Source organism: Mesorhizobium sp. WSM3864, from assembly GCF_002294955.1.
GTDB lineage: Bacteria > Pseudomonadota > Alphaproteobacteria > Rhizobiales > Rhizobiaceae > Mesorhizobium.
In genome coordinates, this window is sequence record NZ_NSGD01000003.1 from 333731 (window position 1) to 345502 (window position 11772).

Here is an 11772-nt window from a genome sequence, read left to right on the forward strand (position 1 = left end):
AAGGCGCGCTCGCAAGCCTAGCTTGTCGGCGCACCCGTTAACCTCATAAGGCCGCCGTGGCAACCTTGGTCCGAGGTCAGGATTGTTGGTGAGGATGCCGGCCGGGCGATTACCTCCCCGGCCGTGCCCAAAGCCTATTCCGCCGCCACGCTCATGCGCATGCGCTCCATCTCGATCAGCGCGCGGCGATACTCGACCGGCATGATTTTCCGGAATTTCGGCCGGAAGCTTGCCCAATTGTCGAGGATCTCGCGGCCGCGCACCGAGCCCGTGTAATGGACGTGGTTCGAGATCAGCTGATAGAGCCGCTCCTCGTCATGGCTTGTCATGTCACCGGAGACGTCGACGCGGCCCTTATGGTCGAGGTCACCGCCATGATGGAGCAGCTTCTCCATCAGGTCGTCCTCTTCCGGAACGGGCTCCAGCTCGACCATCGCCATGTTGCAGCGTTCGGCGAAATCGCCCTTCTCGTCGAGCACATAGGCGACGCCGCCCGACATGCCGGCGGCGAAGTTGCGGCCCGTTTTGCCGATGACCACTACTATGCCGCCGGTCATGTATTCGCAGCCATGGTCGCCGACGCCTTCGACGACGGCAACGACGCCGGAATTGCGCACCGCGAAGCGCTCGCCGGCGACGCCGGCGAAATAGGCCTCGCCCTCGGTCGCACCGTAGAGCACCGTGTTGCCGACGATGATCGAGTCGGCCGCGACGATCTTGGCCTCTTCCGGCGGCCGGATGACGATGCGGCCGCCCGACAGGCCTTTGCCGACATAATCGTTGCCGGCGCCGACCAGCTCGAAGGAAACGCCGCGCGCGAGAAACGCACCGAAAGACTGGCCAGCCGTGCCGGTGAGCTTGACCTGGATCGTGTCCTCGCGCAGGCCTTTGTGCTTGAAGCGCTTGGCGACTTCGCCCGACAGCATCGCGCCGGCAGAGCGGTCGACATTGCGGATCGGCAGCTCGATGCTGACCGGCTGCTTGGCTTCCAGCGCCGGCTTTGCCAGCTCGATCAGCTTGCGGTCGAGCACGTCGTCGATCGGATGCTTCTGCCGCTCGGTCCAGTGCAGTGCCTCAGCGGGCGCCTCCGGCTTGAAGAACATCTTGGAGAAGTCGAGCCCGCGCGCCTTCCAATGCTGGATCACCTCGCGCTTCTCCAGAAGGTCGGTGTCGCCGATGATCTGGTCGAGATGGGTGAAGCCCATTTCGGCAAGCAGCGCGCGCACCTCCTCCGCCACATAGAAGAAGAAGTTGATGACATGCTCCGGCGTGCCCTTGAAGCGCTTGCGCAGCACCGGGTCCTGCGTCGCCACCCCGACCGGACAGGTGTTCAGGTGGCACTTGCGCATCATGATGCAGCCGGCCGCGATCAGCGGCGCGGTCGAGAAGCCGAACTCGTCGGCGCCAAGCAGCGCGCCGATGATGACGTCACGACCGGTGCGCAACCCGCCGTCGACCTGCAGCGCCACGCGGGAGCGCAGGCCGTTGAGCACCAGGGTCTGATGCGTCTCGGCGAGGCCCATTTCCCACGGGCTGCCGGCATGCTTGAGCGAGGTCAGCGGCGAAGCGCCGGTGCCGCCGTCGTAGCCGGAGATCGTGATGTGATCGGCACGCGCCTTGGCGACGCCCGCCGCAACCGTGCCGACGCCGACCTCCGACACCAGCTTGACCGACACATCGGCCGCCGGGTTGACGTTCTTCAGGTCGTAGATCAGCTGCGCCAGATCCTCGATCGAATAGATGTCGTGATGCGGCGGCGGCGAGATCAGGCCCACGCCGGGGGTCGAATGCCTGACCTTGGCGATGGTGGCGTCGACCTTGTGTCCGGGCAACTGACCGCCCTCGCCGGGCTTGGCGCCTTGCGCCACCTTGATCTGCATGACGTCGGAATTGACCAGATATTCCGCCGTCACGCCGAACCGCCCCGACGCGACCTGCTTGATCGCCGAGCGTTCCGGATTCTTGCCACCGCCGGGCAGCGGCAGATAGCGGTCGGCCTCTTCGCCGCCCTCGCCGGTGTTCGACTTGCCGCCGATGGCGTTCATCGCGCGCGCCAGCGTGGTGTGCGCTTCCCGGGAGATCGAGCCGAAGGACATCGCCCCGGTCGAGAAGCGCTTGACGATCTCGGCCGCCGGCATGACGTCTTCGATCGCCACCTTGTTGCGGCCGGTCTCTTCCGCCAGCTTGATCTCGAACAGGCCGCGGATGGTCTGGGCGCGCGCCGTCGCGCTGTCGATCTGCGCCGAATACTCCTTGAACGTGTCCCAGGAGCCCTGGCGCACGGCATGCTGCAGGCTGGCGACCGCATCCGGCGACCACATATGCGCCTCGCCGCGCATGCGGAACATGTATTCGCCGCCGACCTCGAGATTGTTGCGCAGCACCGGGTCGTTGCCGAAGGCATCGGTATGGCGGCTGAGAGTCTCGGTCGCGATCTCGTCCAGCCCGACGCCTTCGATCAGCGTCGCGGTGCCGGTGAAGTACTTCTCGACGAAGTCCGACTTGAGCCCGATGGCGTCGAAGATCTGCGCACCGCAATAGGACTGGTAAGTCGAGATGCCCATCTTGGACATCACCTTGAGGATGCCCTTGCCGATCGACTTGATGTAGCGGGAGACGACCTCGTATGCGTCGACCTCCTCCGGCAGCTCGCCGCGCCTGTGCATGTCGAGCAGCGTGTCGAAGGCGAGATAGGGGTTGATCGCCTCGGCGCCATAGCCGGCCAGGCAGCAGAAATGATGCACCTCGCGGGGCTCGCCGGATTCGACGACCAGTCCGACCGCGGTGCGCAGGCCCTTGCGGATCAGGTGATGGTGCACCGCCGCCGTCGCCAGCAAAACCGGAATGGCGATGCGGTCCGGCCCGACCTGGCGGTCGGACAGGATGATGATGTTGTAGCCGCCCGCGACCGCCGCCTCGGCGCGCTCGCAGAGCCGGTCGATGGCGCCTTGCATGCCGGCAGCGCCCTCGTTCGAACCGTAGGTGATGTCGATCGTCTTGGTGTCGAAGCGGTCCTCGGTGTGTCCGATGGAGCGGATCTTCTCGAGATCGCCGTTGGTGAGAATCGGCTGGCGCACTTCAAGCCGCTTGCGGCGCGATGTGCCGATCAGGTCGAAGATATTCGGCCGCGGCCCGATGAAGGACACCAGGCTCATCACCAGTTCCTCACGGATCGGGTCGATCGGCGGATTGGTGACCTGAGCGAAGTTCTGCTTGAAATAGGTGTAGAGCAGCTTCGACTTGTCCGACATCGCCGAGATCGGCGTGTCGGTGCCCATCGAGCCGACCGCTTCCTGGCCGGTGGTGGCCATCGGCGCCATCAGAAGCTTGGTGTCTTCCTGTGTGTAGCCGAAGGCCTGCTGGCGGTCGAGCAGGCTGACATCCTTGCGCAGCGCCCGCGGCTCGACCGGCTTCAGCTCTTCAAGAATCAACTGCGTGTTGGCGAGCCAGGTCTTGTAAGGATGCCTGGTCGCGATCTCCGACTTGATCTCCTCGTCGGAGATGATGCGGCCCTTTGCCAGATCGATCAAAAGCATGCGGCCGGGCTGCAGCCGCCACTTCTGCACGATCTTTTCCTCCGGCACCGGCAGCACGCCGGCTTCCGAAGCCATGATGACGCGGTCGTCGTCGGTGACGATGTAGCGAGCCGGACGCAGGCCGTTGCGATCGAGCGTCGCGCCGATCTGGCGCCCGTCGGTGAAGACGACCGCCGCCGGCCCGTCCCACGGCTCCATCAGCGCGGCGTGGTACTCGTAGAACGCCTTGCGGTCGGAATCCATGAGCTTGTTGCCGGCCCAGGCTTCCGGGATCAGCATCATCATGGCGTGGCTTAGGCTATAGCCGCCCTGGAACAGGAATTCGAGCGCATTGTCGAAGCACGCCGTGTCGGACTGACCCTCATAGGAGATCGGCCACAGCTTCGAGATGTTGTTGCCGAACAGCTCGGAATCGACCGAGGCCTGACGCGCCGCCATCCAGTTGTTGTTGCCGCGCACCGTGTTGATCTCGCCGTTATGCGCGACCATGCGATAGGGATGCGCCAGCTTCCATGACGGGAAGGTGTTGGTCGAGAAGCGCTGGTGGACGAGGATCAGCGCCGTGTCGAAGCGCGGATCCTTGAGGTCCTTGTAATAGGCGCCGACTTGGTAGGCGAGGAACATGCCCTTGTAGACGATGGTGCGCGCCGACAGCGACACGCAATAGGCGCCGACATCCTTGTTGTCGTTCTCGGCATAGATGCGGCCCGAGATCACCTTGCGCAGCAGGTAGAGCCTCGCCTCGTACTCCTCGTCGTCCGGAATCTCGGCCGTGCGGCCGATGAACACCTGGCGATGGAACGGCTCGGAGGCGACAATCTCCGGCGCCTTCGACAGCGACGAATTATCGACCGGCACGTCGCGGAAGCCGATCAGCGGCAGCCCTTCGGACTGGGCCGATTCGGCGATGATGTCCTCGATATGGGCGCGAAGTGCTGCGTCCTGCGGCATGAACCAGTGGCCGACGCCATATTGGCCGGCCGGCGGCAGTTCGACGCCCTTTGCGGCCATCTCATCGCGGAAGAACCGATCCGGAATCTGCACCAGCACGCCGGCGCCGTCGCCGACCAGCGGATCGGCGCCGACAGCGCCGCGATGGGTGAGGTTTTCCAGCATCGCCAGACCGTCCTCGACGATCTGGTGCGACTTTACGCCCTTCATGTTGGCGATGAAGCCGACGCCGCAGGCGTCATGCTCGTTGCGCGGATCGTAGAGGCCCTGCGCGATCAAACCATTGGCGGTGGTACCAGTTTTGACGGCTGCCGCTTTCGTCTGCGCGGCCTGGCCGTTGATCGCAGATGGCGTCAGTTCCGTCATCGTCCTGTCCTCCGTTCCGCACCCTTGGCGGTGATTTCCCTCGGGGCGCTGGTTTGCCTTGGGAAGCACGATGCTTCCCTTCGTCCTTGCTGCACGTCTCGCGAAATTCTTGCCGAACTATGCGGCCATACGCCCGGTTCGCATCCGGTATCGTACAGGCCAGAGCGGAGCCGTCTACCCGCCGCTCGCGACAATGGCCGGAATGGCAGCGATGATATGCCAGTCCAGCCTGTTTTGTGCGACAAAATAAGACAGCACTACTGTCCTAAATTTTTTATGGCAGAAATCCCGCACCTGCACAAGACCGATTCACAAAATTCTTGGGCGTGCCGCGACACAAAATTTCGCGACGGGATCAAAAAACGCAACCTCTGGTCAGTTGTTACGGCCCGGCTGGCTTCACAGTTTTGCGAAAGATTGGCCCTTGCGCTTCGCGCGCCAAAGCAGTCAAGTCGCGCCGCTTTCTGCCAATCACAATACGGACCTCTCGATGTTCTTTGCATCCGACAACTGGGCGGGCGTTCATCCCGACATTTCGGCGAACCTCTCCCGCCACGCGGCCGGCATCGCGACCGCGTATGGCGACGGCGACCTGGACCGGGCCGTCTACCGCCGCTTCAGCGAGATCTTCGAGCGGGAAGTTCAGGTGTTCTTCGTCGCCACCGGCACCGCGGCCAACGCCATTTCGATGGCGGCGTTGAACCGTATCGGCGGCATCGCCCTTTGTCATTCCGAAGCGCATATGAATGTCGACGAGTTCGGCGCGATGGGCTTCTACACCGGCGGCGCTCGTACGGCGCCGGTTGCGGGCCCCCTGGGGCGCATCAACCCGCAGGCTCTCGACGACGCCATCAAGCGCTATTCGCAGGACCTTGCGCCGGCCGGCCAGCCGATGGCCGTGACGATCACCCAGGCGACCGAGGTGGGCACCGTCTACACCGTCGACGACGTCAAGGCGATCGCCGAGGTCAGCCGCAGGCACAAGCTGCCGCTGCATATGGATGGCGCGCGCTTCGCCAATGCGATTGCCGCGACCGACGTCACGCCGGCGGAAATGACCTGGAGGAGCGGCGTCGACCTGATCTCCTTCGGCGGCACCAAGAACGGTTGCTGGATGGCCGACGCGGTGGTGATCTTCAACCCGGAAGTCGGCCGAGATCTGCGCCTGCTTCGCCAGCGCGCCGGACAGACCTTTTCCAAGGCGCGCTTCATCTCGGCGCAATTCGAAGCCTATTTCACCGACGACCTTTGGCTGAGGATGGCGCGGCATGCCAATGCGATGGCGGCACATCTCGCCGAGACGATCGAGGACGCGCCGGCGGGCAGGCTCGCCTGGCTGCCGCAGGCCAACGAAGTGTTCGCAATCTTCGACCGCGCTCTTGCCGAAAAGCTGCAGACCGCCGGCGTCAAATTCTATGAATGGGGCGTGCCGCAGGGTTTCGATGGCCATCTCGGCGACAAGGAAGCAATCTACCGTTTCGTCGCCAGCTTCGCCACCACCACGCAAGAGATCGACCGTCTCGGCCAACAGCTCTCGCAATGATCAGGCGAGCAAAGGCCCCAGCGACAGTTCGAGGCCAAGCAGGATCAAAAACGCCAGAAAACATCGGCGAAATTGTCGCCGCGTTGATTTTCTGGTGCAGGATTAATGTCACAAACAAGCGGCGCCCTTCGGCGCCGCTTTCGTCTCGGGAGGGAGACGTTTCTTACATGGAGCCCGCGGCTTACGCGGCGGCCTTGGCCTCGATCTGCTTGGCCTTGTCCGAAGACGAGGTGATCGCGATCTTGCGCGGCTTCAGCTCTTCCGGAATGTTGCGCTTGAGGTCGACGAAGAGCAGGCCGTTCTTCAGCGTGGCGCCCTCGACCTCAACGTGGTCGGCGAGTTGGAAGCGACGCTCGAAGGCGCGCGAAGCGATGCCGCGATAGAGCAGCTCCGAACCCTCGCCATTGTTCTCTTCCTTGCGCTCACCCTTGACGGTGAGCACATTGCGGTGCGCCTCGATCGAGATCTCGTCTTCCGAGAAGCCGGCAACCGCCATCGAGATGCGATAGGCGTTCTCGCCGGTGCGCTCGATGTTATAGGGCGGATAGGTCTGCGCGCTCTCGGGCTGGCCGAGCGTGTCGAGCATGGTGAACAGCCGGTCGAAACCGACGGTCGAACGATAAAGCGGGGAAAAATCAACGTGACGCATGATGTGTTCTCCTGTTGAGCAACATGGTTTGCGTTTGACCCGGTACGAAACCCTCGAAAGGCGTTCCGGATAGGCCAGCGGCCCCGACATCGGCGGCCGCAACCTCCATTTGGGAAGCGGAAAAGCCCATTTCAAGAACTTCGCGCACCAACTTTCCCTTCGATTTTTTCGCTCGATGAACGCCAGATGAACCGAGGCTTCGGCATCCGTTCAGCCTGGGCTCGCTAGGCTGCAGTCGACAATACGGATATGCGGCGCCTCGATCGGTGCGCCGCGACGAGGCCGACCGGGTGTAACGTCCCTTCCTCCCGGATCGACAGAGGCCGGAAGCGCGCCGCAGGTGCTTCCGGCCTTCCCGTTCAGGAAAGCGCGCATCCCGGACCTTTGCTTTTGGCGCATGGGCGTCTATCACCGTGGCGACGCCTGGCCCGCTCGGGCAAGAAGCAATCAACGAAGCGCCGAATGACGGACCTTTTCTATCTGACTGAGGGCAATCCGCCGCCGCAGAACGCTGCCGGCGGCTTCTTCACCACCCGCGACGGCAGGAAGATCCGCTACGGCGTTTTCGCCGCCGTCGCCCGCCCGCTCCAGGGCACGGTGGTGCTGCTGACCGGCCGCAACGAGTGCATCGAGAAATATTTCGAGACCATCCGCGATCTCGCCGACCGCGGATTCGGCGTCGCCACCCTCGACTGGCGCGGCCAGGGCGATTCCAGCCGCCTGCTGCGCGACCGGCAGCGCGGCTATGTCCGCAGCTTCCGCGACTACACCCGTGATCTCGAGCAGTTCTTCGAGGAGATCGTGCTGCCCGATTGCCGCGGCCCCTATTACATCCTCGCCCATTCGACGGGAGCGGTGATCGCGCTGCTTGCCTCGCCGTCGATGGTCAACCGGGTGCGACGCATGGTGCTGATCGCGCCTTTCCTGGCCGTGCCCGACTTGCGGGTTTCGATCGCCACCATAAGGCGCGTCTGCGCGGTGTTCTGCGCGCTGGGCCTCGGCCGCCTCTATGCCGCCTGGGGGCCGCGCCCGAAATTGCCGACGCCCTTCGAAATGAACAAGGTGACGTCCGACCCGGAGCGCTACCGGCGCAATACCGACATTTACAGGGCCTGGCCCCACCTTGGACTCGGTGGTCCGACCATCCGCTGGCTGAAGGCCGCCGCCGCAGCCGCGGAGGCGGTCAGCGACCGCGATTTCATGGCAAGGATCCAGGTACCGACGCTGATCGTCGGCGCCGGCGCCGACCAGGTGGTCTCGACCAAGGCGGTCGAATCCTATGCCAGACGGCTGCGCGTCGGCTCGTTGTTGATGATCGACGGCGCGCATCATGAGATCCTGCAGGAGAGGGATCTCTTTCGCGAGCAGCTCCTGGCGGCCTTCGATGCTTTTGTTCCGGGAACCGGCGACGCTGCCTGATCACGGAACGACGCCGCGGATCAGCCGCGCAGCGCCGCCATTGCCGCGGCGTGCAACTCCGGCGTCGCCGCCGCCAATATGTCGCCGCCGTTTTCCGCCGGCCCGCCTTCGAAGGTGGTGACGACGCCGCCCGCCTTCTCGATGATCGGGATCAGCGCCACGATGTCGTAGGGTTTCAAACCCGGATCGGCGACGATATCGACGCTGCCCGCCGCCACCATGGCGAAGGCGTAGCAGTCGGTGCCGTAGCGGGCGAGCTGCACCTGTTTCTCGAACGCGTCATAGCGGTTGCGCGCCGCGCCCTTGAACAGCGCCGGCGTGGTGGTGAACAGGGTCGCCTGCGAAAGCTGCGTCGTCTTGCGCGTCGCGAGCCTGCGCGGGCCACCCGGGCCTTCGTAATGCGAGCCGGAGGCATTGGCATAGAACAGCTCGCCGGTGAAGGGCTGCGACATCAGGCCGGCTACGGCATCGCCGTCGATCGTCAGTCCGACCAGCGTTCCCCAGACCGGCAGGCCGGAAATGAAGGCGCGTGTGCCGTCGATCGGGTCGATGACCCAGACATGCCGGCTCGAAATGTTCTCGCTGCCATGCTCCTCGCCGAGGATGCCGTGATCGGGATATTCCGCCGAGATAAGCGCCCGAATCGCCCGCTCGGCCTCGCGATCGGCCTCCGTCACCGGATCGAAGCTCTCCGCCAGCTTATTGGCGACTGCGGCCTGGCTGCGGAAGCGAGGCAAGGTTTCGGCGGCGGCGGCACGCGCGATGCGCCGCATGAAGTCGATGCTGATATCCAAACCACTCTCCCCGTTGCGGCAACCATCTCGCAGCCGCTGTCTTCTTGTCGGACCGGAGCGTGAAACCGGGTCAGGCGCCCTCGCCTGTTGCCTCAAAGTCACACGTCAGGCGCCGAAACCGGATTTGCACATCATATTGAATTAAAAAAGCCTGAAGTCGATTGACATTTGTGCATCGCACAATACTTTTGTTCTCGGACAGCTTATCCTGTCCATGCCCTCCTTGGGCGTTTCCTCCCTAGACTTCGACCGTGTCGTGAAAACGATGCGGTCTTTTTTTGAGCTGCGGTTCCCAGCGCCGCCGTCATTCGGCGGCGAGCGGCAGGTCGAGGAAATGATAGCCGGGCATCGAAATCAGTTCGGCCGAAAACCGCGTCAGGTCGTCGGCTAAAGCGTCGAAGCCGGCCGATTTCTGGAATGTCCGCTCGTTCATGTAGAGCCCGCGATTGACCTCGATCTGCAGCGCGTGGAGATGACGCGCCGGCCGCCCGTAATGTTCGGTTATGAAGCCGCCGGCATAAGGCTTGTTATGCGCGACAGCGTAGCCCATTCCGGTGAGCAGGCCGATCGCCCTCTCGGTTAGAGCCGCGCTGGCGGAAATGCCGAAACGATCGCCGATGATGAAGTCCGGCCGCGCGCCATTGTCGCCGACCCGGACGCTGGCCGGCATCGAATGGCAGTCGATCAGCACGGCATAGCCGAACCTGGCGTGGGTCCTGGTCAATAGCCGCTTCAGCGTCTCGTGATAGGGCTTGTAGACGGCCTCAATGCGTCCCACGGCCTCGGAGAGCGGCAGACGCCCGGGATAGATGTCGAGCCCCTCCCCCACCAGCTTCGGCACGGTGCCCAGCCCGCCCGCGACGCGGGCCGAACGGATATTGCAGAAGGACGGCACCGGCTCCGCGAACATGCGCGGATCGAGTTCCCACGGTTCGCGGTTGACGTCGAGATAGGCGCGCGGGAAATTTGCTGCCAGCATCGGCGCGCCGAGCGCGACGGCGCCGCCGAACAGTTCATCGACATAGCAATCCTCCGAGCGGCGTATGGCGTTGCGGTCGAGCCGCACCATGGCCAGGAAGCGCTCGGGATAATGGCGGCCGCTATGCGGCGAGTTGAACAGGAAAGCTACGCGTTGCTCGGCGCCCGATCGGATTTCGAAGGGTGGTGTGACCGAAAAATCCTCGGCTGCCGTCTTCAATTTGAACGAACCAGGACGAAGCACTGCATCATGATGCGAAACTGCCATCTTGCGCCCGGCATGTCCAGCATTTCAGCCCCGCGAAACGCACAGTCTAAGTGGTCGCGACAAGGCCAACGTTCACTTGATGTTTACCGTCTCCTCCTCATATACAGGATGGTTAACGGGCTTGCCCGGCGGCAGGCTTGGGGCGGGTGATTCGGACGGGATACGATGGCACGCATTCTTCTGGCGGAAGACGACGACGATATGCGCCGGTTCCTCGTCAAGGCGCTGGAACGCGCCGGCTACCAAGTGAGCGATTTCGACAACGGCGCCAGCGCCTATGAGCGGCTGCGCGAAGAGCCTTTTTCGCTGCTTCTGACCGACATCGTCATGCCGGAGATGGACGGCATCGAGCTTGCCCGCCGCGCCACCGAGATCGATCCGGATCTCAAGGTCATGTTCATCACCGGCTTCGCTGCCGTCGCGCTCAATCCGGATTCCAAGGCGCCCAAGGACGCCAAGGTGCTGTCGAAGCCGTTCCATCTGCGCGATCTCGTCAACGAGGTCGAGAAGATGCTTCAGGCCGCCTAAAGGGTTTTTCCGGCCGACGCATGTCGTCCAAAACGGCGCAGCGGCTGGGAAAACGACATCCACAAAAACAAAGATCTAAGCGCGTCACTCGAACCCGTTTCGACGCGACGCGCTTTAGGCATCGGCGCTTCCGCCGCTGCGGCAAACGGAGCTTTCTTTTCTTGTTCCTGCTATTGACGCGCCGGACCAAAAATGGTGTATGCGCGGCTTCGGATGGGCGTGTAGCTCAGCGGGAGAGCACTGCATTGACATTGCAGGGGTCACAAGTTCAATCCTTGTCACGCCCACCATCCTTTCAACAACTTAGCTAAGCCGTTGTGCCGATTGCACAGAAACTCCGGGTCGAAGATTTCCAACCGCGACCCGGAACCAAAGCGGACGCGTTCCGTTGCACGCCAAATGGGGACTGGCTGCAATGGCCGAAGACGACGACCGTTTCTGGAAGGTCTATATAGATTCCATCAAATTGCGCGCCGAGCGGTATCGGCTTCGAGCCGAAGTCGATGCCGAACGGCAACAAGCGCGACGGATCCGCAGCGAACTGCAATCGGCCCGAGAGCGAGCCTGGATATTCCGGCAAGGCCCAGAAGATCTCTAACGCACCGTGCAACTGATCTGACGCTCGCGAGTTCACCTTCATCGTCGGCAACTAGCAAAGGACGCCGGCGGCTGAGAGACAGCGACCGCGCTCCCGTCTGAACCAAGACCGGAGACGCGCCATGCGAGACCGATTTCCCGAC

The 11772-nt window shown here is 63.3% G+C and carries 8 protein-coding genes and 1 tRNA gene; 5 read left to right on the forward strand and 4 right to left on the reverse strand.

All coding sequences use genetic code 11. The annotated features are described in order from the left end of the window. Window positions 1-134 precede the first annotated feature (134 nt). The gene (gene gltB / locus CK215_RS09425) at window positions 135-4853 is read right to left on the reverse strand and encodes a glutamate synthase large subunit (RefSeq protein ID WP_095830766.1); all 4719 of its coding nucleotides are present in this window, start codon (window positions 4851-4853) and stop codon (window positions 135-137) included. A gap of 490 nt (window positions 4854-5343) precedes the next feature. On the opposite strand from gltB, the gene CK215_RS09430 reads away from it, so the two are divergent. Beyond that, window positions 5344-6396 (forward strand): low specificity L-threonine aldolase, encoded by a 1053-nt coding sequence (locus tag CK215_RS09430; RefSeq protein ID WP_067002762.1) that lies wholly within the window; start codon window positions 5344-5346, stop codon window positions 6394-6396. 181 nt (window positions 6397-6577) lie between these two features. Here CK215_RS09430 and CK215_RS09435 read toward each other — a convergent pair whose 3' ends face one another. Beyond that, on the reverse strand, window positions 6578-7045 hold the full coding sequence (locus CK215_RS09435) for an Hsp20 family protein (RefSeq protein WP_067002526.1): 468 nt from the start codon (window positions 7043-7045) through the stop codon (window positions 6578-6580). Between the two features lie 462 nt (window positions 7046-7507). Between CK215_RS09435 and CK215_RS09440 the strand changes: the two genes are divergently transcribed. Beyond that, on the forward strand, window positions 7508-8464 hold the full coding sequence (locus CK215_RS09440; RefSeq protein WP_095830767.1) for an alpha/beta hydrolase: 957 nt from the start codon (window positions 7508-7510) through the stop codon (window positions 8462-8464). A 20-nt stretch (window positions 8465-8484) separates the two neighbouring features. Here the strand turns inward: CK215_RS09440 and hisN are convergent, their stop codons facing one another. Continuing rightward, window positions 8485-9258 (reverse strand): histidinol-phosphatase, encoded by a 774-nt coding sequence (gene hisN, locus CK215_RS09445; RefSeq protein ID WP_067002530.1) that lies wholly within the window; start codon window positions 9256-9258, stop codon window positions 8485-8487. Window positions 9259-9562: 304 nt separating this feature from the next. Next, window positions 9563-10504: an N-formylglutamate amidohydrolase gene (locus tag CK215_RS09450; protein WP_095830768.1), complete on the reverse strand. Its 942-nt coding sequence runs from the start codon at window positions 10502-10504 to the stop codon at window positions 9563-9565. A 165-nt stretch (window positions 10505-10669) separates the two neighbouring features. Here CK215_RS09450 and CK215_RS09455 point away from each other — a divergent pair, with 165 nt between their 5' ends. The 3 genes from CK215_RS09455 (at window position 10670) to CK215_RS09465 (ending at window position 11630) form a co-directional block, all read left to right on the forward strand. Next, entirely contained in the window at window positions 10670-11032 is a 363-nt protein-coding gene (locus CK215_RS09455; RefSeq protein WP_006199474.1) for a response regulator, read from the forward strand. A gap of 215 nt (window positions 11033-11247) precedes the next feature. After that, window positions 11248-11322, forward strand: a tRNA-Val gene (locus tag CK215_RS09460). A gap of 125 nt (window positions 11323-11447) precedes the next feature. Further along, the gene (locus CK215_RS09465; RefSeq protein ID WP_095830769.1) at window positions 11448-11630 is read left to right on the forward strand and encodes a hypothetical protein; all 183 of its coding nucleotides are present in this window, start codon (window positions 11448-11450) and stop codon (window positions 11628-11630) included. The last annotated feature ends 142 nt before the right edge of the window (window positions 11631-11772 follow it).

Coding starts and splice junctions, on each gene's coding strand:
- CK215_RS09435 (WP_067002526.1), bottom strand. CDS start 7,045: ATGCGTCACGTTGATTTTTCCCCGCTTTATCGTTCGACCGTCGGTTTC.
- CK215_RS09455 (WP_006199474.1), top strand. CDS start 10,670: ATGGCACGCATTCTTCTGGCGGAAGACGACGACGATATGCGCCGGTTC.
- CK215_RS09465 (WP_095830769.1), top strand. CDS start 11,448: ATGGCCGAAGACGACGACCGTTTCTGGAAGGTCTATATAGATTCCATC.
- gltB (WP_095830766.1), bottom strand. CDS start 4,853: ATGACGGAACTGACGCCATCTGCGATCAACGGCCAGGCCGCGCAGACG.
- CK215_RS09430 (WP_067002762.1), top strand. CDS start 5,344: ATGTTCTTTGCATCCGACAACTGGGCGGGCGTTCATCCCGACATTTCG.
- CK215_RS09440 (WP_095830767.1), top strand. CDS start 7,508: ATGACGGACCTTTTCTATCTGACTGAGGGCAATCCGCCGCCGCAGAAC.
- CK215_RS09450 (WP_095830768.1), bottom strand. CDS start 10,504: ATGGCAGTTTCGCATCATGATGCAGTGCTTCGTCCTGGTTCGTTCAAA.